The 20480-nt window shown below is 73.1% G+C and carries 18 protein-coding genes and 1 pseudogene; 14 read left to right on the top strand and 5 right to left on the bottom strand.

Features of this window, described 5'->3' with window-relative positions:
* Positions 1–95: 95 nt before the first annotated feature.
* From ACIPUC_RS33485 to ACIPUC_RS33495, 3 genes and pseudogenes are all read right to left on the bottom strand, one after another.
* A pseudogene (locus tag ACIPUC_RS33485) lies at positions 96–293 on the bottom strand (gamma-glutamyl-gamma-aminobutyrate hydrolase family protein); the annotation flags it as partial.
* A gap of 55 nt (positions 294–348) precedes the next feature.
* A complete protein-coding gene (gene eat, locus ACIPUC_RS33490; RefSeq protein ID WP_446594153.1) occupies positions 349–1827 on the bottom strand; it encodes an ethanolamine permease in 1479 nt (492 codons plus the stop codon).
* Positions 1828–1983: 156 nt separating this feature from the next.
* Complete coding sequence (locus ACIPUC_RS33495) at positions 1984–2730, bottom strand: FadR/GntR family transcriptional regulator (RefSeq protein WP_446594154.1); 747 nt, start codon at positions 2728–2730, stop codon at positions 1984–1986.
* 77 nt (positions 2731–2807) lie between these two features.
* On the opposite strand from ACIPUC_RS33495, the gene ACIPUC_RS33500 reads away from it, so the two are divergent.
* The 4 genes from ACIPUC_RS33500 to ACIPUC_RS33515 all read left to right on the top strand — a co-directional run bounded on the left by ACIPUC_RS33500 (position 2808) and on the right by ACIPUC_RS33515 (position 7704).
* Positions 2808–4172, top strand: a complete 1365-nt coding sequence (locus ACIPUC_RS33500; RefSeq protein WP_446594155.1) for a glutamine synthetase family protein — start codon at positions 2808–2810, stop codon at positions 4170–4172.
* Between the two features lie 34 nt (positions 4173–4206).
* Positions 4207–5571 (top strand): aldehyde dehydrogenase family protein, encoded by a 1365-nt coding sequence (locus tag ACIPUC_RS33505; protein ID WP_446594156.1) that lies wholly within the window; start codon positions 4207–4209, stop codon positions 5569–5571.
* Between the two features lie 5 nt (positions 5572–5576).
* The gene (locus ACIPUC_RS33510) at positions 5577–6362 is read left to right on the top strand and encodes a 3-oxoacyl-ACP reductase (RefSeq protein ID WP_446594157.1); all 786 of its coding nucleotides are present in this window, start codon (positions 5577–5579) and stop codon (positions 6360–6362) included.
* 76 nt (positions 6363–6438) lie between these two features.
* The gene (locus tag ACIPUC_RS33515; RefSeq protein ID WP_446594158.1) at positions 6439–7704 is read left to right on the top strand and encodes a haloacid dehalogenase-like hydrolase; all 1266 of its coding nucleotides are present in this window, start codon (positions 6439–6441) and stop codon (positions 7702–7704) included.
* Here the strand turns inward: ACIPUC_RS33515 and ACIPUC_RS33520 are convergent.
* On the bottom strand, positions 7701–8903 hold the full coding sequence (locus ACIPUC_RS33520; protein WP_446594159.1) for an amino acid deaminase/aldolase: 1203 nt from the start codon (positions 8901–8903) through the stop codon (positions 7701–7703). The genes ACIPUC_RS33515 and ACIPUC_RS33520 overlap by 4 nt on opposite strands.
* Before the next feature lie 198 nt (positions 8904–9101).
* Between ACIPUC_RS33520 and ACIPUC_RS33525 the strand changes: the two genes are divergently transcribed.
* From ACIPUC_RS33525 to ACIPUC_RS33535, 3 genes are read left to right on the top strand one after another with little or no spacing between them, the layout of a single operon-like run.
* Positions 9102–9941, top strand: a complete 840-nt coding sequence (locus ACIPUC_RS33525) for a hypothetical protein (protein ID WP_446594160.1) — start codon at positions 9102–9104, stop codon at positions 9939–9941.
* Positions 9938–11173: a type VII secretion-associated serine protease mycosin gene (gene mycP, locus ACIPUC_RS33530; RefSeq protein WP_446594161.1), complete on the top strand. Its 1236-nt coding sequence runs from the start codon at positions 9938–9940 to the stop codon at positions 11171–11173. Before ACIPUC_RS33525 ends, mycP begins: the two co-directional genes overlap by 4 nt.
* A 21-nt stretch (positions 11174–11194) precedes the next feature.
* A complete protein-coding gene (locus ACIPUC_RS33535; RefSeq protein ID WP_446594162.1) occupies positions 11195–11935 on the top strand; it encodes an SseB family protein in 741 nt (246 codons plus the stop codon).
* A gap of 76 nt (positions 11936–12011) precedes the next feature.
* Here ACIPUC_RS33535 and ACIPUC_RS33540 read toward each other — a convergent pair whose 3' ends face one another.
* Positions 12012–12398 (bottom strand): DUF1844 domain-containing protein, encoded by a 387-nt coding sequence (locus tag ACIPUC_RS33540; protein ID WP_446594163.1) that lies wholly within the window; start codon positions 12396–12398, stop codon positions 12012–12014.
* A 354-nt stretch (positions 12399–12752) separates the two neighbouring features.
* Between ACIPUC_RS33540 and infC the strand changes: the two genes are divergently transcribed.
* The 7 genes from infC to pheT all read left to right on the top strand — a co-directional run bounded on the left by infC (position 12753) and on the right by pheT (position 20378).
* Positions 12753–13466, top strand: coding sequence for a translation initiation factor IF-3 (infC, locus tag ACIPUC_RS33545; protein ID WP_446594164.1), 714 nt, complete (start codon positions 12753–12755; stop codon positions 13464–13466).
* Positions 13467–13570: 104 nt separating this feature from the next.
* Positions 13571–13765: a 50S ribosomal protein L35 gene (rpmI, locus tag ACIPUC_RS33550; protein ID WP_069919538.1), complete on the top strand. Its 195-nt coding sequence runs from the start codon at positions 13571–13573 to the stop codon at positions 13763–13765.
* A 104-nt stretch (positions 13766–13869) separates the two neighbouring features.
* On the top strand, positions 13870–14256 hold the full coding sequence (gene rplT / locus ACIPUC_RS33555; protein WP_073920387.1) for a 50S ribosomal protein L20: 387 nt from the start codon (positions 13870–13872) through the stop codon (positions 14254–14256).
* A gap of 196 nt (positions 14257–14452) precedes the next feature.
* Entirely contained in the window at positions 14453–15310 is an 858-nt protein-coding gene (locus tag ACIPUC_RS33560) for a TrmH family RNA methyltransferase (RefSeq protein ID WP_446594266.1), read from the top strand.
* Positions 15311–15365: 55 nt separating this feature from the next.
* The gene (locus tag ACIPUC_RS33565; RefSeq protein ID WP_446594165.1) at positions 15366–16571 is read left to right on the top strand and encodes a sensor histidine kinase; all 1206 of its coding nucleotides are present in this window, start codon (positions 15366–15368) and stop codon (positions 16569–16571) included.
* A gap of 151 nt (positions 16572–16722) precedes the next feature.
* Positions 16723–17850 carry a phenylalanine--tRNA ligase subunit alpha gene (gene pheS, locus ACIPUC_RS33570; RefSeq protein WP_069919536.1) on the top strand — a complete coding sequence of 376 codons (1128 nt, stop codon included), beginning with the start codon at positions 16723–16725 and terminating at the stop codon, positions 17848–17850.
* Positions 17850–20378 carry a phenylalanine--tRNA ligase subunit beta gene (gene pheT, locus ACIPUC_RS33575; RefSeq protein WP_446594166.1) on the top strand — a complete coding sequence of 843 codons (2529 nt, stop codon included), beginning with the start codon at positions 17850–17852 and terminating at the stop codon, positions 20376–20378. Before pheS ends, pheT begins: the two co-directional genes overlap by 1 nt.
* Positions 20379–20480: the final 102 nt, after the last annotated feature.

Consider the following 20480-nt stretch of genomic DNA (forward strand, 5'->3'; position numbering starts at 1 on the left):
GATTGTTCCGTGGGGGGGGGGGGGGGGGGGGGGGCGCTGTGGGGGGGGGGGGGGGGGGGGGGGTGGGGGGGGGGGCCCGGGGGGGGCCCCCCCGCCACGACCAGGCCGTCCACCCGGCTCAGCACCTCCGCCGCCGACCCGGGTTCGTCCGGCGGCAGCAGCACGGCCGCGCCGCCCGCCGCCTGGACGAGTTCGTAGTACCCGGACGGTACGAGGGACGTCGGGAGGTCCCACACCCCGTAACGGGTGGAGTCCTCCACATAGGTGGTGATGCCGATGAGCGGCCGTGGCACGGGCTTTACCTCCGCAGGGCGATACGGGCAGGGTCGGACGTGAGTCAGTCGCGGATCAGTCGCGGGTCAGTTCCGCCTCGGCTTGCGCCAGCGCCGCGAACTCCTCCTCGGGAGCCGAGGCTACGAGGTGGTGCCGACTGTAGAGCGCGAAATAGGCCAGGGCGACGCCGTACACGGCCAGGGCGATGAATGCGGCGTCCTTGTCCACCAGGAAGGTGGCGACCAGGGCCGAGAGGGCGAGTACGAAGGCCACCGAGGAGGTCAGGATGCCGCCGGGGGTGCGGTACGGCCGCTCCAGGTCGGGCTCCCGCCGGCGCAGCACGATGTGCGAGAGGGCCATCAGGGCGTAGGAGATGGTCGCGCCGAACACCGCGATGTTGAGCATGCGGGCGCCGTTGCCGGTGGCCGCGGCCAGGGCGAAGCCGATCGCGCCGGGGATGACCAGGCCCAGGTACGGGGCCTTGCGCCGGGAGGTGAGGGAGAGGAAGCGCGGCAGGTAGCCGGCCCGGGAGAGGGCGAAGAGCTGGCGCGAGCCCGCGTAGATGAGCGAGAAGAAGGAGGCGACCAGGCCGGCGAGCCCGGCGTAGTTGACGAAGCGGCTCAGCGCGGTCGGGCCGCCGTCCCCCTCCAGCGCCACGACCAGCGGGTTGCCCGCCGACTTGACGGCGTCCGCGCCCTGGGCGCCGGTCGCCGCGAAGAAGGTGATCAGTGCCAGCAGGGCGAGGACGCCCATGGAGATGGCGAGGGCCTTCGGCATGGAGCGGACCGGGTCCTTGGCCTCCTCGGCCGCCAGCGGTACGCCTTCCACGCCCAGGAAGAACCACATGCCGAAGGGGAACGCGGCCCAGATGCCCAGCACGCCCAGCGGCAGCCAGGAGTTCGAGCCGAAGGCGCTCGCGTCGACCGGGATGTCGTTCAGGCCGTCGGCGCTGAACTCGGTGAAGGCGCCCACGGCGAAGATGAGCAGCGCGGCGACGGCCACGGCGGTCACGACGAGGCTGAAGCGCAGCGCCTCGCCGACGCCCCAGAGGTGCACTCCGATGAAGACGACGAAGCAGCCGAGGTAGACGGGCCAGCCGGAGGTCAGGCCGAAGAGGCCGAGGGACTCGACGTAGTCCCCGATGAAGATCACGATCGCGGCCGGGGCCAGGATGTACTCGATGAGGATGGCGGTACCGGTGAGGAAGCCGCCCCAGGGGCCGAGCGCGCGGCGGGCGAACCCGTAACCGCCGCCCGCCGTCGGCAGGATGGTGGAGAGCTCCGCCAGGGAGAAGACCAGGCACGCGTACATCGCGCCCATCAGGACGGTGGCGATGGCGAGGCCGCCGAAGCCGCCCTTGTCGAGGCCGATGTTCCAGCCGGAGAAGTCGCCGGAGACCACGTACGCGACGCCGAGGCCGGTCAGGAGCAGCCAGCCGGCGCTGCCGCGGCGCAGCGTACGGCGCTCGAGGTAGTCGTCGCGGCTGTCGCCGCCCTCGGGGGACGGGGTGGGTGCGGGCACGGCTTTCAGCCGTGCCTCGATGTCGTCGGCCATCGTGCGCTCCTGCCTCGGGGCAATGGTTGTGGGGCGTACCTTTGCCGTAGAGCGGTGGAGAGCGCAAGACCTCTGCGTTAAACGGACGTTACGAAAAGCTCCGGGTGGGGTGGGGTGGGGTGGGGCAGGGTGGACGGGCGGTCCGGGGCCGGGCGGTCACGCCAGGAAGCCCCGCAGCAGCGCCGCCGTGCCGCAGCAGTGCTCGCGCATCGTCTCGCGCGCCCCGGCCGCGTCCCCTTCCAGTACGGACTCCACCAGCGCGGTGTGCTGCTGCTGCGAGTGCTCCAGGTTGCGCACCAGCAGCGGGATGCAGTCCAGCAGGTCGTTGACGGTGGCCCGGACGGCCGCGTACTGGGCCGTCAGGGAGGCGGACCCGGCCAGTTCGCACAGGGTCAGGTGGAAGAGCGTGTCCTGGCGCCGGTAGTCGGCGAGCGGGGCGTCATGGGTGGCGGTCAGGGCCGCGAGCAGCCGTTCGGCGCCCTCCTCGGCCAGCCCCTGCGAGGCGCAGAGCCCGGCCGCCCCGACCTCCAGGACCTCGCGGAACCGCAGGACGTCCTCGATGTCCACGCCCGCGACGCGCCGGCGCAGCTCCTCCTCGGCGCCTCCCGCCGGGGTGTCCGGGCGGGGCAGCACGAACGTTCCGCCGTACCGGCCGCGCCGCGCCTCCACAAGCCCCTGGTCCTGCAGTACCTTCAGCACCTCGCGCAGCGTGACCCGGCTGATCCCCATCCGCTCGGCCAACTCGCGCTCGGGCGGAAGCCGTTCCCCGCCCGGTACCAGACCCAGCCGGACCACCTGGAGGATCTGCTCCAGCGCTTCCTCGAAACCGTTGCCCGCCCGCACCTGCCGCAGTACGGGATTCAGCCGCGCGATCGCGCCGCCCCCGCTCGCCGTATCGGTCATCTCGGCCCCTCCCCTTCCCAAGCAATGGTTCTATTCAATACCTTAGGCCTCCTCGGCTCACCGAAGGAGAGATTCCCGTGGTAGACCGCAAGCCGCCGCTGACGATCGAGGAGCTCCGCTCCCTGGTCGCCGGCGGTGAGATCGACACAGTCGTCCTGGCCTTCCCCGACATGCAGGGTCGCCTCCAGGGCAAGCGGTTCGCCGCACAGTTCTTCCTGGACGAGGTCCTCGCGCACGGCACCGAGGGCTGCAACTACCTCCTCGCCGTCGACACCGACATGAACACCGTCGACGGATACGAGATGTCCTCCTGGGACCGGGGCTACGGCGACTTCGCCATGCACCCCGACCCCGTCACCCTGCGCCGCATCCCCTGGAACCCCGGCAGTGCCTTCCTCCTGGCCGACCTCGGCTGGAACGACGGCACGCCCGTCGTCGCCGCGCCCCGGCAGATCCTGCGCCGCCAGCTCGAGCGCCTGGCCGAGCACGGATACACCGCGATGGTCGGCACCGAGCTGGAGTTCATGGTCTTCCAGGACACCTACGAGCAGGCCTGGAACGCCAACTACCGCGGCCTGACCCCCGCCAACCAGTACAACATCGACTACTCCGTCCTCGGGACCGGGCGCATCGAACCCCTGCTGCGCCGCATCCGCAACGAGATGCAGGCCGCGGGCCTGATCGTCGAATCGGCGAAGGGGGAGTGCAACCTCGGCCAGCACGAGATCGCCTTCCGCTACGACGAGGCGCTGACCACCTGCGACCAGCACGCGGTCTACAAGACCGGCGCGAAGGAGATCGCCGCCCAGGAGGGCGTCTCGCTCACCTTCATGGCCAAGTACGACGAGCGCGAGGGCAACTCCTGTCACATCCACCTCTCGCTCCAGGACGCTGACGGACGCAACGCGATGGCCGGGGACGGACCAGGCGGAATGTCACCGGTCATGCGGCACTTCCTGGCCGGCCAGCTGGCCGCGCTGCGCGACTTCTCCCTTCTCTACGCCCCGAACATCAACTCGTACAAGCGTTTCCGGCCGGGATCCTTCGCGCCGACCGCCGTCGCCTGGGGCGTGGACAACCGGACCTGCGCACTCCGGGTGGTGGGCCACGGCCGCTCCATGCGCTTCGAGAACCGCCTCCCCGGCGGTGACGTCAACCCGTACCTCGCCGTCGCGGGCCTGGTCGCGGCCGGCATCTACGGCATCGAGAACCGCCTCGAACTGCCCGAGGTGTGCACCGGCAACGCGTACACCGCCGACTACGCGCACGTCCCGGCGACCCTGCGCGACGCCGCCGAGCTCTGGGAGAACAGCGAGATCGCCAAGGCCGCCTTCGGGCCCGAAGTGGTCGCCCACTACCGGAACATGGCCCGCGTCGAACTCGACGCCTACGACTCCGCGGTCACCGACTGGGAGCTGCGCCGCTCCTTCGAACGCCTGTAACCCACGAACCGACCGAACGTCTGAGAGGCACCACGTGTCCGACGCGCTGGAAGTGTTGAATCCGGCCACCGAGGAAATCGTCGCCATCGTCCCGGCCGCCACACGGGACGATGTCGATGCCGCCGTCGCCAGAGCCGCCGCGGCCCAGCGCGGCTGGGCGGCGGCCGCCCCCGCCGACCGGGCCAGGATCCTGCGCCGCTTCGCGGCCGTCGTCGACGGCCACATCGAGGAACTGGCCCGGCTGGAGGTCCGCGAAGCCGGACACACCATCGGCAACGCCCGCTGGGAGGCCGGCAACGTACGCGACCTGCTCGACTTCGCCGCCGGGGGAGTGGAACGGCTCTCCGGCCGCCAGATCCCCGTCGCCGGCGGCATCGACGTCACCTTCCTCGAACCCCTCGGCGTCATCGGCGTGATCGCCCCCTGGAACTTCCCCATGCCGATCGCCGCCTGGGGCCTGGCCCCCGCCCTCGCCGCGGGCAACGCCGTCCTCCTCAAGCCCGCCGAGACCACCCCGCTCACCGCGCTGCGCCTCGCCGAACTCGCCCTCGAAGCCGGGATCCCCGAGCACCTCTTCCAGGTGCTCCCCGGCCGCGGCGCGGTCGCGGGCGACGCACTCGTCGAGCACCCCGGCGTCGCGAAGATCGTGTTCACCGGCTCCACCCCCGTCGGCAAGCAGATCATGGCGAAGTGCGCCGACCGGGTGAAGCGCGTCACCCTCGAACTCGGCGGCAAGAGCCCCAACATCGTCTTCGCGGACGCCGACCTGGAGGCGGCGGCGGCCGCTGCGCCGATGGCCTTCCTCGACAACACCGGCCAGGACTGCTGCGCCCGCACCCGGATCCTCGTCCAGCGCTCCGTCTACGACCGGTTCCTGGAGCTCGTCGCCCCCGGCATCGAATCCGTGGCCGTCGGCGACCCCCTCGACGAGAACACCCAGATGGGCCCGCTCATCTCGCGCACCCAGCTGGAGCGCGTACGGTCCTACGTCACCGCCGGCCTCACCGCGATCCGCGGCAAGGCCCCCGAGGGCCCCGGCTTCTGGTACCCGCCGACCCTCGTCACGGACGTCGCCCCCACCGCGCCCGTCGCCGCCGAGGAGGTCTTCGGCCCGGTCGCCGTCGTCCTGCCCTTCGAGGACGAGGAGGACGCCGTACGCCTGGCCAACGCGACCGAGTACGGCCTCTCCGGCTCCCTCTGGACCCGCGACATCGGCCGCGCGCTGCGCGTCTCGCGCGCCGTCGCCGCCGGCAACCTGTCCGTCAACTCCCACAGCAGCGTCCGCTACTGGACCCCCTTCGGCGGCTACAAGCAGTCCGGCCTCGGCCGGGAGCTCGGACCCGACGCCCTCACCGCTTTCACCGAGACCAAGAACGTCTTCATCAGCACGGAGGCCTGAGCACCATGAGCACTGAAGAGATCGTCTGCCGCCGCCTGGTCGGCCGTACCGCCGTCATCACCGGAGCCGGCAGCGGCATCGGCCTCGCCACCGCCCGCCGCCTGGCCTCCGAGGGCGCCGACATCGTCTGCGGCGACATCGACGAGACCGCCGGCAAGGCCGCGGCCGAGGAGGTCGGCGGCACCTTCGTGAAGGTCGACGTCACCAGCCCCGAGGAGGTCGAGGCCCTCTTCAAGACGGCCTTCGACACCTACGGCTCCGTCGACATCGCCTTCAACAACGCGGGCATCTCCCCGCCGGACGACGACTCGATCCTCACCACCGGCCTGGAGGCCTGGAAGCGCGTCCAGGACGTCAACCTCACCTCCGTCTACCTGTGCTGCAAGGCCGCCCTCCCCTACATGCAGCGCCAGGGCCGCGGCTCCATCATCAACACCGCCTCCTTCGTGGCCATCATGGGCGCCGCCACCTCGCAGATCTCCTACACCGCCTCCAAGGGCGGCGTCCTGGCCATGTCCCGCGAGCTCGGCGTGCAGTTCGCCCGCGAGGGCATCCGCGTCAACGCGCTGTGCCCGGGGCCCGTGAACACCCCCCTCCTCCAGGAGCTGTTCGCGAAGGACCCGGAGCGCGCCGCCCGCCGGCTCGTGCACATCCCGCTGGGCCGCTTCGCCGAGCCCACCGAGATCGCCGCCGCCGTCGCCTTCCTCGCCAGCGACGACTCCTCCTTCATCAACGCGACCGACTTCCTGGTCGACGGCGGCATCTCCGGCGCCTACGTCACCCCGCTGTAGACCAGCCCCGCTCCGAGCCGGCCGGGCGCCCCGCGGGGCGCCCGGCCGTCCCCTGTCCCGAACCCCGAGGAGCAGCATGCGCAGAAGCCGAACCGCCACCCTCGCCCTCATAGCCGCCACCGGCTCCGGCCTTCTCCTGGCACCGCCCGCCCAGGCGGACCCCACCTCCTGCCGGCGGGCGGTCGTCGGGTCCGGCTGGTACGGGGACAACCAGGCCAGGCTGCAGCAGCTCGTCGACCGGTACGGCAGCTGCGGCCGGGGGCACAAGCCCGTAGCCGTCTTCGACTGGGACAACACGGTCGTCAAGAACGACGTCGGCGACGCGACCATGTACTGGCTTCTGCGCAACGGCAGGATCCGCCAGCCCGCCGACTGGTCGGCCACCAGCCGCTTCCTGACCCCCGCGGCCGCCACCGCCCTGACCGACGCCTGCGGCCCGCTCGCCCGCCCCGGCGCACCGCTGCCCACGGGCACCCCCGGAGGTGCGGGCTGCGCCGACGAGATCAACAGCGTGTACGGCACGGCCGCCACCCGGACCGGCGCCGCCGCCTTCGCCGGCTGGGACCGCCGCACGACCGAGCCCTCCTACGCCTGGCTCCCGCAGCTGATGCAGGGCTGGACCGCCCGCGAGGTCCGCGGCTTCGCCGCCGCGGCCCGCACCGAGAACCTCGCCGCGCCCGTCGGCGCCGTCCAGCAGGTCGGCAGCGGCACCGCCACCGGCTGGGTCCGCTACTACGACCAGCAGAAGGACCTGGTCAACACCCTCCGGAAGTCCGGCTTCGACGTCTGGATCAGCTCGGCCTCCCCGCAGCCGGTCGTCGAGGTCTGGGCCAAGGGCGTGGGCATCGACGCGGACCACGTCATCGGCATCCGCAACACCACCACGCGCGGCGGGAAGCTCACCTCCCACCTGCAGGGCTGCGGATCCGTCCGGGACGGCGACGACACGATGACCACGTACATCGACGGCAAGCGCTGCTGGATCAACAAGGAGGTCTTCGGCGTGCACGGCGCGGCCGCCGAACAGGTCCAGCCCGCCTCCCGCCGCCAGGTGTTCGCCGCGGGCGACTCCGACACGGACATCTCGTTCCTGCGCGACGCGACCGCCCTGCGGCTCGCCGTCAACCGCAACAAGAACGAGCTGATGTGCCGGGCGTACGACAACAGCGACGGGCGCTGGATCGTCAACCCGATGTTCATCGAACCGAAGGAGCAGAAGGCCACCCCGTACCCGTGCGCCACGACGGGCTACGTCGACCGCGACGGCACCAGGGGCCCGGTCCTGCGGGAGGACACGAGCGTCATCCCGGACCAGGCGGACCGGGTCTTCCAGACGGCCTAGAGGAAGGTGCGGCCCTCGCCCCGGTAGGTCGGGGCGGCGGCCGTCACCCGGTCGCCCTCCACCAGGTGCAGGGTGTCGAACCGCTCGCACAGCTCGCCCGCCTTCGCGTGCCGGAACCAGACCCGGTCCCCGATCAGCAGATCGTCGGCCGGGCTGCCGAGCAGCGGCGTCTGCACCTCGCCGGCGCCCTCCTGCGGGTCGTAGCGCAGCCCCTGCGGCAGGTACGGCACCGGCAGCCGGTCCGGGCCGGGTGCGCCCGAGGCCGGATACCCGCCGCCGAGCACGGTCACCACACCCACCCCGGGCCTGCGGACCACCGGCTGGGCGAACAGGGCCGCCGGCCGCCCGCTGAACGAGGTGTAGTTGTCGAACAGCCGCGGAACGTACAGCCCCGACCCGGCGGCGATCTCGGTCACCGCCTCCTCGGCGGCCGTCTCCGCCACGCTTCCCGTCCCGCCGCCGTTGACGAACTCCAGGTCCGGCACCACCGCCCGCACCGCGCGCACCACGTCGGCCCGCCGTGCGGCCAGCTCCCTGCGGGCCGCGCCCTGCATCAGCCGGATCGCCCGCGACCGCACCGGCCGCCCGGCCAGCGCGTCCCCGACCCCTGCGACGTGGCCCTCGTACGCCATCAGCCCGACCACCCGGAACCCGGGCCGGGCACCGACCGCACGGGCCAGTGCGGCCAGCTGGCCGGGCTCCCGCAACGGCGACCGGCGCGCCCCGACCCGCACCCGTCCGCCGAACATGCGCAGCGCGGTGTCCAGCTCCAGGCAGACCCGGATCTCCTGCGTGCCGCCGTCCCGCGACCGGTCGATGAGCTCCAGCTGCGCCACGTCGTCCACCATGACGGTGACCGCGGCGGCCAGCTTCGGATCGCCCGCCAGCTCGGCGAATCCGCCGCGGTCGGCGGACGGATAGGCCAGCAGCACGTCCCCGAAGCCGGAGCGGGCCAGCCACAGCGACTCGGCGAGGGTGTACGACATGATCCCGGCGAACCCCGGCCTGGCCAGGACCCGTTCGAGGAGCACGCGGCAGCGGACGGACTTGCTGGCGACGCGGACGGGCTTCCCGCCGGCCCGGCGCACGAGATCGTCGGCGTTGGCGTCGAACGCGTCGAGATCCACGATGGCCAGCGGCGCGTCCAGGTGCGCGGTCGCCCGGTCGTACCGGGCGCGGTCGGCGGCGGGGGAGTTCATGGCGGGAGCTTGCCAGACGGCTCTACCGATGGGTAGGGGTCCGGGGCTCCGCCACGGCCCGCCGCGCCCCGGGCGCCGGCGGGTCCGACCGGTGCCGCCGGGGCCGGGCACACCGGCCCAGTCCCCGCGATACCGCCGGCCGGGGAACCCGTAGAGTACGGGCAGGCAGCCGTACGGAACGGGGGGCGGAGCCGCCGGATGACCACGACGACACCGCGGACCGCGGTCCTGGGCGAGCCCGACCCGCCCCCCGAGCCGGACCGGACCCCGCCGCCCTTCCCCGCACCGCCGCGCCGCCGCCCCGGACGCGTCCTCGCCGCCGTGCTGTGCGCCCTCCTCGGCCTCGGGCTCGTCGGCGGCGCCGGAGCAGACGCCTGGCTCGAACACCGCGCCGCGCACCGCCCGTTGTCCGCCGCCGCCGTGTACCGCAAGGCCGAGTCGCTGTGGCGGTCCGCCCCCGTGGACACGCTCTTCCCGCCGGTCCTCGCGGGCCCCGCGGCCGGCCCCGGCGGCTCCAAGCGGGTCTGGACGCGGATCGCGCTCGCCCCGGACGCCGACTGCCCCGCCGCCCTCGCCGCCGACTGGCAGGGCCTGCTGGCCGAGGCCGGCTGCACCCGCGTGCTGCGCGCCACCTACACCGACGCCACCCGCAGCTTCCTGATCACCGTCGGCATGGTCTTCACCCCCGCCGACGCCCCCGCGATGACCGCCCTGACCGGCCGGCTCACCGCCCCGCCCGCGTACGGGTTCGCCGACTCCCAGCGCGCCGCCTGGACCGCGTCCGTCGTCGACAAGGCCCCCGTGGTCGTCTACGCCGTCTCCGCCTTCGCCGACGGCCGTCCGCTGGACGGGCCGCGCCCCGCGGAGGACGTGATGAAGAAGGACGCCACGGGCGCCGTGGCCCAGGCGGGCCTCGGCCACGAGGCCAAGGCCGTCGCCGACCGCATCGGCAACGGCGTGGCCCTGCTCGCCGCCCCGCCCGCCCCGCCCGCCCCGCCCGCCGCTCGGGCCACTCCCGCCCCGGAGGCCTCCCGATGAAGCCCCCCCGGGCGCTCGTCCGAGGCGCTGCCGCCCTGGCCGTCGCCGCCGTCCTGACGGCCGTCGGCGCGGCCCCGGCCGCCGCCGACGCCATCCGCGACCGCCAGTGGGGGCTCCTGGCCCTGCGCGCCGAGGAGGCCTGGGGCACCACCCGCGGCGACGGGGTCACCGTCGCCGTCCTGGACACCGGGGTGGACGACTCCCACCCCGACCTCGCCGGGCAGGTACTCGAGGGCACCGACCTCATCGGCATGGGCGCCGGCCGCGGCGACCGCTCCTGGGCCCGCCACGGCACCGCCATGGCGAGCATCATCGCCGGGCACGGCCACGGCTCAGGCCACGGCCAGGGCGTCCTCGGCATAGCCCCGCAGGCCAAGATCCTGCCCGTCCGGGTGATCCTGGAGGAGGGCGACCCGGGCCGCGCCCAGGCCCGCGACAGCAAGGGCGGCGCCCTCGCCGACGGCATCCGCTGGGCCGCCGACCACGGCGCCGACGTGATCAACCTGTCCCTCGGCGACGACAGCGACTCCGCCCACCACGAGGCGGGGGAGGACGAGGCCGTCCAGTACGCCCTCGCCAAGGGCGTGGTCGTCGTCGCCTCCGCGGGCAACGGCGGCGAGAGCGGCGACCGCGTCTCCTACCCGGCCGCCTACCCGGGGGTCATCGCCGTCACCGCCGTCGACCGGCGCGGCCGCAAGGCCAAGTTCTCCACGCGCAACTGGTACGCCACCGTCAGCGCCCCCGGCGTCGACGTCGTCATCGCCGATCCCGACCGCTCGTACTACGAGGGCTGGGGCACCAGCGCCGCGGCGGCCTTCGTCTCCGGCGCCGTCGCCCTCGTCAAGGCCGCCCACCCGGACCTTTCCCCGGCCCAGATCAAGAAGTTGCTGGAGGACACCGCCTCCGGCAGCCCGGCCGGCGGCCGCGACGACGCCCGCGGCCACGGGATGGTGGACCCCGTCGCCGCCCTCCAGGTCGCGGAGGCCGTGCAGCCGGAGCCGCCCGTCCCCGCGCCCGCCGCCGCCGAGAAGCCGTACTTCGGCCCCGGCCCCGAACCGGCCCGCCCGCCCGAGCGCGCGGCGCGCCTCGGCGCCCCGGCGGCCGCGGCCGCCGGGGCCGTGCTGCTCGCCTTGGCCGCCGTGCTGTCCCGGCGGCCGCGGCGGGGCACCCGGGGCCGGACCCGGGGCCGGGACCGCCAACCCCTCACCACGCCGTCGAGCCCGGCACAGTAGGGTCGGGTAACTGTGGCGAACATGGCGAACAAGAACATTCCCGACCCGGGCTTCTCCGACGACGACGGCTCGGCCGACCCCCGGCTGAGCGCGGCCCTGGCCGCCTGGTCCCAGGACCGGTCGCACGAGCCGGAGGTGCTGGCGGCCCTGAAGGACGCCCGCCTGCTGGTCCCGGTCGTCGCCGTGCTCGGCGAGGTGGAGACCGACCCGGAGACCGGCCTCACCCGCGAGAAGACCAGCGACATGGCCGTCCCGACGCTGCGCGCGGGCGACCGGCGGGCGCTGCCCGCCTTCACCTCGACCGCATCGCTCGCCCTGTGGGACCCGGCGGCCCGGCCGGTCGCGGTCCCGCTGCACCAGGCCCTGGCGGCCGCGGCGCACGAGAAGGCCGACACCGTGGTCCTGGACCTGGCCGGCCCCGTCACCTACCAGCTGACCGGCTCCGCCCTGCTCGCGCTGGCCGAGGGCCGCACGCAGGCGGGCCCGCTGGCCGATCCCGCCGTACGGGAGGCCGTACGGGCCGCCGTGGCGGCGGAGGAGGCCGTACTGCGCGCCTACCTCGGCCCCGGCGGAGCGGACTCCGACGGCACCCTGGCGATCGTGCCGGCCGAGGCGGCCCAGGCGCAGCCGGCGGCCCGCCGGGTCGCCGAGGCCCTGGCGGCGGACGAGACCCTGCGCGCCCGGCTGGTGCGCGGCCTGGACCTGGCGCTGCTGCCGCCGGACGCCCCGGCCCCGCCCGGCGAGGCGCTGTTCACCCGCTGAACGACGAGGGGGCGGGGGCTGCGGGACGGTTCCCGCAGCCCCCGCCCCCGGCCGTACGGCGGCGACGCGCGGCGGCTCAGCCGAAGACGGGACCGGTGAACTTCTCGCCCGGCCCCTGGCCCGGCTCGTCCGGGACGATCGAGGCCTCGCGGAAGGCGAGCTGGAGCGACTTCAGGCCGTCCCGCAGCGGGGCGGCGTGGAAGGAGCTGATCTCGGTGGCGCTCGCGGTGACCAGGCCGGCCAGGGCCGTGATCAGCTTTCGGGCCTCGTCGAGGTCCTTGTGCTCGGAGTCGGGCTTGTCCAGGCCCAGGTTGACCGCCGCGGCGCTCAGGAGGTGCACGGCCACCGTGGTGATCACCTCGACGGCGGGGACGTCCGCGATGTCGCGGGTCATGGCGTCGTAGTCGGGCGAATCGGGTGCGGTGCCGGCAGCGGTGTCGGCGGGGCGGGTCGCGTCAGTCATGCTCCCCACGATAAGCCGGGCGCCGCAGGCCCCCGACCGGAGCACCAGGTGAGCGGCTCTGGCGCGGAATGCTATATTGGGCTACGACCGGCCGGAGACGTAAGTCCCCGGCCCACAAGTGGAGGCTCCGATCTCCCACCCGACCACCCTCCGGGGCGGCGGGTCACCGGTCAGGCGGCATCCATCGTTCCGTACGGACGATGGAAAGCTGCCCGAGTCTGCGCCCCGCGGTTCGCATGCGGCGGTGCTCCGGTCCCTTTGGAGCCCCTGCCTGTGCCCGGCGGGGCTTTTTTCATTCTCCCGCCGTGGTCGGTCTGACGGAAATACACGTCAGCGGCTGTCTGCCAGGCAGTCGTGTGGTGCTACCGAGGAGGATCCATCAGCACCGAGCCCCGCATCAACGACCGGATTCGCGTTCCCGAGGTACGACTCGTCGGTCCCAGCGGCGAGCAGGTCGGCATCGTGCCGCTTGCCAAGGCGCTTGAGCTCGCGCAGGAGTACGACCTCGACCTGGTCGAGGTCGCGGCGTCCGCACGCCCGCCGGTCTGCAAGCTCATGGACTACGGCAAGTTCAAGTACGAGTCGGCCATGAAGGCCCGTGAGGCGCGCAAGAACCAGGCGCACACGGTCATCAAGGAAATGAAGCTCCGGCCGAAGATCGACCCGCACGACTATGACACCAAGAAGGGTCACGTCGTTCGGTTCCTCAAGCAGGGCGACAAGGTCAAGATCACGATCATGTTCCGTGGTCGCGAGCAGTCCCGGCCGGAACTCGGCTACCGACTGCTGCAGCGTCTCGCTTCGGACGTCGAGGACCTCGGGTTCATCGAGTCGAACCCGAAGCAGGACGGCCGAAACATGATCATGGTCCTCGGTCCGCACAAGAAGAAGACCGAGGCGATGGCCGAAGCCCGCGAGGCGCAGGCCGCCCGCAAGGCGGAGCGCCAGGGTGTCGCCGCCACCGACGAGGAGGCTCCTTCCGAGGAGACCGACGCCGTCGAGGCGACGACCACCGAGGATGCCGACGTCACCGAGGCCGCCGCCGACGAGGCGAACGCCGAGGCCTGATTCCGGGGCAGCCTGTCTCGGATCACCGACACAACATGACGCTCCCGCCACCCGGTCCCGAACCGGACCGGGGGGAGCGCCACCGACGAGGAGATAACGGCGCTATGCCGAAGAACAAGACGCACAGCGGGACCAAGAAGCGCTTCAAGATCACCGGCTCCGGCAAGGTGCTTCGCGAGCGCGCCGGCAAGCGCCACCTGCTCGAGCACAAGTCGTCCCGCATCACCCGTCGCCTCACCGGCAACGCGGAGATGGCCCCCGGCGACGCCGCGAAGATCAAGAAGCTTCTCGGCAAGTGATGTTCTCCGCTCCCGCGCCGGGAGCGGATGAGCGTCAAGACCGGGACCCCATCGAATTCGGGCCGTGTGAAGACAACCACGGCCCCGCTACAAGGAGTTAAAAAGTGGCACGCGTCAAGCGGGCAGTAAACGCCCACAAGAAGCGCCGGGCAATCCTCGAGGCGGCCTCCGGCTACCGCGGTCAGCGTTCGCGCCTGTACCGCAAGGCCAAGGAGCAGGTCACCCACTCGCTGGTCTACAACTTCAACGACCGCAAGAAGCGCAAGGGCGACTTCCGTCAGCTGTGGATCCAGCGCATCAACGCCGCTGCCCGCCAGAACGGCATGACGTACAACCGCCTCATCCAGGGTCTGAAGGCCGCCAACGTCGAGGTGGACCGCAAGATCCTCGCCGAGCTGGCCGTCAACGACGCCAACGCGTTCGCCGCGCTGGTCGAGGTCGCCCAGAAGGCCCTCCCGGCCGACGTCAACGCCCCCAAGGCCGCCGCGTAAGGCCTGGCCGGCCGCGTAAGCAGTCGGCACCCTCGGACCCGCAGGCACTTCGCCTGCGGGTCCGAGTGCTTTTCCCCGCACGGCAGGGATGCCTCGGCACCGCCCGCGCCCGCGCCCCCGCACCGCCGCGCCCCGCACCGTCCGTGCCCCGCGCGCCCCGCACCCCCGAGAGAGAACCGCAGAGACCATGGCTGACCTGGGTCACCCCGAGCTGATCTCCCCCCGATCCCCGCGGGTGGCCGCCGCCAGGCGACTGGCGCGGCGCAACTTCCGCACCAAGGAGCGCCGGTTCATCGCCGAAGGCCCCCAGGCCGTCCGCGAGGCCGTCGAGCACCGCGGGGCCGAGGGCACGCCGACCCTGATCGAGCTGTTCGCCACGGTCGAAGCCGCCGAGCGCTACACCGAGATCATCGACGCCGCACTGGCCTCCGGGGCCCGCGTCCACTACGCCTCCGACGAGGTGCTCGCCGAGGTCTCGCAGACCGTCACCCCGCAGGGCCTCGTCGGCGTCTGCCACTTCCTCGACTCGCCCTTCGAGGACGTCCTGCGGGCCCGGCCGAAGCTCGTCGCCGTCCTCGCGCACGTCCGCGACCCCGGCAACGCCGGGACGGTGCTGCGCTGCGCGGACGCCGCCGGAGCCGACGCCGTCGTCCTGACCGACGCCTCGGTCGACCTGTACAACCCCAAGTCCGTACGGGCCTCCGTCGGCTCCCTCTTCCACCTCCCGGTCGCCGTGGGCGTCCCCGTGGAGCAGGCCGTGGAGGGGCTGCGCGCGGCGGGCGTACGGATCCTCGCGGCCGACGGGGCCGGCCAGGACGACCTCGACGCCGAGCTGGACGCGGGCACCATGGGCGGTCCCTCGGCCTGGGTCTTCGGCAACGAGGCCTGGGGCCTGCCCGAGGAGACCAGGGCCCTCGCGGACGCCGTCGTACGGGTCCCGATCCACGGCAAGGCGGAGAGCCTGAACCTCGCCACGGCCGCCGCCGTGTGCCTGTACGCCTCCGCGCGTGCACAGCGGGCGCCCGGAGGGTGCCGCTCCGTGACCCCCAGCTAGTAATGTGGCGGCCCGGGGGCCCACTGCGCTACTCGGAGATGTGGGGTACGGGGACATGACCGTCGGTACGAACAGCTCACCGGGGGCCGCGGACGCGGCGCACGCGGACGGGCAGCGGTTCGGGTGCGCCCCTGAATCCCCGGCCGCCGACGGCGGGCTGTCCGGTGTACCGCCGCAGGCGGCGGAGCCCGCCCGCGGCCGCGTACCGGTGCCGCCCGCTGCCCTCGGGCTGGACCCCGACGAACTGCCCGACGGGCTCGTCGTCGCGGACGACACGGGACGGGTGATCTGCTTCAACGCGGCGGCCGCCCGGATCACCGCCATCGCCGCCGGCCAGGCACTGGGCACCCGCATCGACAGCGCGCTGCCCCTCGAGGACCTCGAGGGCCGCCGCTGGTGGACGCTGACCGACCCGTACGGGGGCCTCGCCACCCGCCGCGGGCAGCCCGAGCGGAACCTGCTGCTGCCCGGCGGCCGCGAGGTGCTCGTCTCCGCCAGCTACATCCGCACGCACCCCACGGGCCCCCTGCGCCGCCTCGTCGTCACCCTGCGCGGCACCGAGGCCCGCCGCCGCACCGAGCGCAGCCACGCCGAGCTGATCGCCACCGTGGCACACGAACTGCGCTCCCCGCTGACCTCCGTCAAGGGCTTCACCGCGACCCTGCTCGCCAAGTGGGAGCGGTTCACCGACGACCAGAAGCGGCTGATGCTGGAGACCGTCGACGCCGACGCCAACCGCGTCACCCGCCTCATCGCCGAACTCCTCGACATCTCCCGCATCGACTCCGGCCGCCTCGAGGTGCGCCGCCAGCCGGTGGACATCGCCACCGCCGTCGGCCGCCACGTCCAGGCGCTCACCGCGAACGGCCAGGCCCCCGAGCGGTTCCTCGTACGGGTCAGCCGCCCCCTCCCCGATCTGTGGGCCGATCCGGACAAAATCGACCAGATCCTCGGCAACCTCCTCGAAAATGCGGTGCGCCACGGAGACGGAACGGTCACCATCGACGTATCGCCGCATGAGAAGGGAACCGCCGTCACCGTGACCGACGAAGGCCCCGGGATCCCCGAGGAGTCGATGGGCCGCGTGTTCACCCGCTTCTGGCGGGGGAGCAAGCGCGGCGGCACCGGCCTGGGCCTGTACATCGTCAAGGGCATCGTGGAGGCCCACGGCGGCACCATCACGGTCGGCCGCGGCCCCGGCGGCGGCGCCGAATTCCGATTTATCCTGCCCGTGAGCGCCCCGGCCTACCTCACGCAGTAGCACTGCGGAGCGTCTTGCCAGGCGGCCCACGGGCCCCTTCACCCCCAGCGACCTTTAGACTCGTCCTTTGGCACCTTTGTGTCTCTGTGTCGATCGGTCTGATCGCGCCGTACGGGGACCCACCAGCCAGCCATCGGAAGTACGGGAAGAGATGTCGGCACCGAACAAGTCGTACGACCCTGTCGAGGTCGAGGCACTGAAACCGGAAGAGATCGAGCGCATGCGGGACGAGGCGCTCGCCGCCTTCGCGTCCGCCGGCGACCTCGACGCGCTGCGTGAGGCGAAGACCGCGCACATGGGCGACCGCTCGCCCCTGGCGCTCGCCAACCGCGAGATCGGCGCGCTGCCCCCCCAGGCCAAGGCCGAGGCGGGCAAGCGCGTGGGACAGGCCCGCGGCGCCGTGAACAAGGCCTTCGGGGCCCGCACGGTCGAGCTCGAAGCCGAGCGCGACGAGCGGGTGCTGGTCGAGGAGGCGGTGGACGTCACGCTGCCCTACGACCGCGTGCCCGCCGGCGCCCGGCACCCCCTGACCACGCTGATGGACCGCATCGCGGACATCTTCACGGCCATGGGGTACGAGGTCGCCGAGGGGCCCGAGGTCGAGGCGGAGTGGTTCAACTTCGACGCCCTCAACTTCACCCCCGACCACCCGGCGCGCCAGATGCAGGACACCTTCTTCGTCCAGGGGCCGGAAGGCACCGAGGGCGACGAGTCCGGCGTCGTGCTGCGCACCCACACCTCCCCGGTGCAGGCGCGCTCGCTGCTGGAGCGCAAGCCCCCCGTCTACATCGTCTGCCCGGGCCGCGTGTACCGCACCGACGAGCTCGACGCGACGCACACCCCGGTCTTCCACCAGGTCGAGCTGCTCGCCGTGGACGAGGGCCTGACCATGGCCGACCTCAAGGGCACCATGGACCACATGGTCCAGGAGCTGTTCGGCGAGGGCACCACCACGCGCCTGCGCCCGCACTTCTTCCCGTTCACCGAGCCGTCCGCCGAGATGGACATGCAGTGCTACGTGTGCCGCGGCGAGTCGGTGGGCAACCCCGACCGCCCGTGCCGTACCTGCTCCAGCGAGGGCTGGATCGAGCTCGGCGGCTGCGGCATGGTCAACCCCAAGGTGCTCGTCGCCTGCGGTGTGGACCCGGAGAAGTACAGCGGGTTCGCCTTCGGGTTCGGCATCGAGCGGATGCTGATGTTCCGCCACAACGTAGAAGACATGCGAGACATGGTCGAGGGTGACATCCGTTTCACCCGGCCGTTCGGGATGGAGATCTGATGCGGGTCCCGCTTTCTTGGCTGCGGGAGTACGTCGACCTCCCCGCGGGTGCGACCGGTCGTGACGTGGCGGCCAAGCTCGTCGACGCCGGCCTCGAGGTCGAGACGGTCGAGCAGCTCGGCGGCGGGCTCAAGGGCCCGCTCGTCGTCGGCCAGGTGCTGACCATCGAGGAGCTCGAGGGCTTCCGCAAGCCGATCCGGTTCTGCACGGTCGACGTCGGCCAGGCCAACGGCACCGGCGAGCCGCAGGAGATCGTCTGCGGCGCCCGGAACTTCTCCGTCGGCGACAAGGTCGTCGTGGTCCTGCCCGGCGCCGTCCTGCCCGGCGACTTCGCGATCGCCTCGCGCAAGACGTACGGCCGCACCTCGCACGGCATGATCTGCTCCGGCGACGAGCTGGGCATGGGCGACGACGGCACGCACGGCATCATCGTGCTACCGCCCGAGCACGAGGTCGGCACCGACGCGATCGAGCTGCTCCAGCTCGTCGACGAGGTCCTCGACATCGACATCACCCCGGACCGCGGCTACTGCATGTCCCTGCGCGGCGTCGCCCGCGAGGCGGCCACCGCCTACGGCCTGCCGCTGCGCGACCCGGCGCTGCTCGACGTCCCGGTGCCGAACGCGTACGGCTACCCGGTCAAGGTCGACGACCCGGCCGGCTGCGACCGCTTCACCGCCCGCACCGTGACCGGCCTCGACCCCGACGCGCGCTCCCCGATCTGGCTGACCCGCCGCCTGCAGAAGGCGGGAATGCGCCCGATCTCGCTCGCCGTCGACATCACCAACTACGTGATGCTCGAACTCGGCCAGCCGCTGCATGCCTACGACCGCTCGCGGATCGACGGCGCCATCGGTGTCCGCCGCGCCGAGCAGGGCGAGAAGTTCACCACCCTCGACGGGGTCAAGCGCACGCTCGACGCCGAGGACCTGGTGATCACCGACAACAGCGGGCCGATCGGCCTCGCCGGTGTCATGGGCGGCGCCAACACCGAGATCGCCGACTCCGTCACCGACCCCGAGACGGGCGCCGTCACCGGCACCAGGGACGTGGTCATCGAGGCCGCGCACTTCGACTCCGTGTCGATCTCGCGCACCGCCCGCCGCCTGAAGCTCTCCTCCGAGGCCTCCAAGCGCTTCGAGCGGGGCGTCGACCCGCTGGCCGCCGCCGCGGCCGCGCAGCGGACCGTCGACCTGCTCGTGCTCCTCGCGGGCGGCACCGCCGAGGCCGGGGTCACCGAGTTCCTCGCCCCCGGCGCCCCGCGCACCATCGCGATGCGCGCGGACCACCCGGACCGGGTCGCGGGCATGGACTACGGCCGGGAGACCGTCGTACGCCGCCTCCAGGAGGTCGGCTGCGACGTCTACGGCCAGGACGAGCTCGTCGTCACCGTCCCCTCCTGGCGGCCCGACCTCGCCGCGCCCAACGACCTCGCCGAAGAGATCATCCGGCTCGAGGGCTACGGGAACCTCCCGTCGACCCTCCCGCAGGTGCCCTCCGGCCGCGGTCTCACCCCCCGCCAGCAGCTGCACCGCCGGGCCGGCCGCGCGCTGGCCGGCGCGGGGTACGTCGAGGCGCTCAGCTACCCGTTCATCGGCGAGGGCGTCTTCGACCAGCTCCAGCTGCCCGCCCAGGACGCCGCCCGCCAGGTCGTCAAGCTGGTCAACCCGATCTCCGACGAGGAGCCGGCGCTGCGCACCACGCTGCTGCCGGGTCTGCTCGGCGCGCTGCGCCGCAACGACAGCCGGGGCAGCCACGACCTCGCGCTCTTCGAGACCGGTTCGGTCTTCCTGGCCGGCCCGAAGCCGGGCGTCGCCGTACGGCTGCCCGTCGACCGCCGTCCCACGGACGAGGAGATCGGCACCCTGAACGCGGCCCTGCCCGCGCAGCCGCGGTACGCCGCGGTCGTGCTGGCCGGTGCGCGCGAGCAGGCCGGCTGGTGGGGCAAGGGCCGCCCGGCCGACTGGGCGGACGCCGTCCAGGCCGCGCGTGCGCTGGCCGTCGAGGCCGGCACGGAGCTCATCGTCCGCCAGGGCCAGTACGGCCCCTGGCACCCGGGCCGCTGCGCCGAGCTGGTCGTCACCCTCGACGGCGCCCCGCAGGTCATCGGCCACGCCGGTGAGCTGCACCCGCGCGTGGTCAAGGCGATGGGCCTGCCGGCCCGCACCAGCGCGATGGAGCTCGACCTCGACCGCCTCGCGGCGGCCGGCGGCGAGGCCCTCCAGGCGCCCCGGATCTCCTCCTTCCCGGTGGCGACCCAGGACGTCGCGCTGATCGTGGACGCGTCGGTTCCGGCGTCGGACGTGGAGGCCGCGCTGCGCACGGGCGCGGGCGAACTCCTCGAGTCGCTCCGGCTGTTCGACGTGTTCACCGGTGAGCAGGTCGGCGAGGGCAAGAAGTCCCTGGCGTACGCGCTGCGCTTCCGCGCGGCCGACCGCACGCTGACCGCCGAGGAGTCCACGGCCGCGCGCGACGCGGCGGTGGCGCTCGCGGGCGAGCGGACCGGGGCGGTGCTCCGGGGCGCGTGACCGCCGCCTGCAAGGCCTGTTGAGGGGCGGATCCGGACACCGGATCCGCCCCTCACTCATTCGGGTGAGAACGCCCGCGGCCCGGGTCCGGGGCACCGGGTG

The organism is Streptomyces sp. LARHCF249 (assembly GCF_052871255.1).

What these genes read in the sequence shown, in the direction of transcription:
- eat (WP_446594153.1), bottom strand. Translation starts at nt 1,827, where the DNA reads ATGGCCGACGACATCGAGGCACGGCTGAAAGCCGTGCCCGCACCCACC.
- ACIPUC_RS33495 (WP_446594154.1), bottom strand. Translation starts at nt 2,730, where the DNA reads ATGACCGATACGGCGAGCGGGGGCGGCGCGATCGCGCGGCTGAATCCC.
- ACIPUC_RS33510 (WP_446594157.1), top strand. Translation starts at nt 5,577, where the DNA reads ATGAGCACTGAAGAGATCGTCTGCCGCCGCCTGGTCGGCCGTACCGCC.
- ACIPUC_RS33515 (WP_446594158.1), top strand. Translation starts at nt 6,439, where the DNA reads ATGCGCAGAAGCCGAACCGCCACCCTCGCCCTCATAGCCGCCACCGGC.
- ACIPUC_RS33520 (WP_446594159.1), bottom strand. Translation starts at nt 8,903, where the DNA reads ATGAACTCCCCCGCCGCCGACCGCGCCCGGTACGACCGGGCGACCGCG.
- ACIPUC_RS33525 (WP_446594160.1), top strand. Translation starts at nt 9,102, where the DNA reads ATGACCACGACGACACCGCGGACCGCGGTCCTGGGCGAGCCCGACCCG.
- mycP (WP_446594161.1), top strand. Translation starts at nt 9,938, where the DNA reads ATGAAGCCCCCCCGGGCGCTCGTCCGAGGCGCTGCCGCCCTGGCCGTC.
- ACIPUC_RS33535 (WP_446594162.1), top strand. Translation starts at nt 11,195, where the DNA reads ATGGCGAACAAGAACATTCCCGACCCGGGCTTCTCCGACGACGACGGC.
- ACIPUC_RS33540 (WP_446594163.1), bottom strand. Translation starts at nt 12,398, where the DNA reads ATGACTGACGCGACCCGCCCCGCCGACACCGCTGCCGGCACCGCACCC.
- rpmI (WP_069919538.1), top strand. Translation starts at nt 13,571, where the DNA reads ATGCCGAAGAACAAGACGCACAGCGGGACCAAGAAGCGCTTCAAGATC.
- ACIPUC_RS33565 (WP_446594165.1), top strand. Translation starts at nt 15,366, where the DNA reads ATGACCGTCGGTACGAACAGCTCACCGGGGGCCGCGGACGCGGCGCAC.
- pheS (WP_069919536.1), top strand. Translation starts at nt 16,723, where the DNA reads ATGTCGGCACCGAACAAGTCGTACGACCCTGTCGAGGTCGAGGCACTG.
- pheT (WP_446594166.1), top strand. Translation starts at nt 17,850, where the DNA reads ATGCGGGTCCCGCTTTCTTGGCTGCGGGAGTACGTCGACCTCCCCGCG.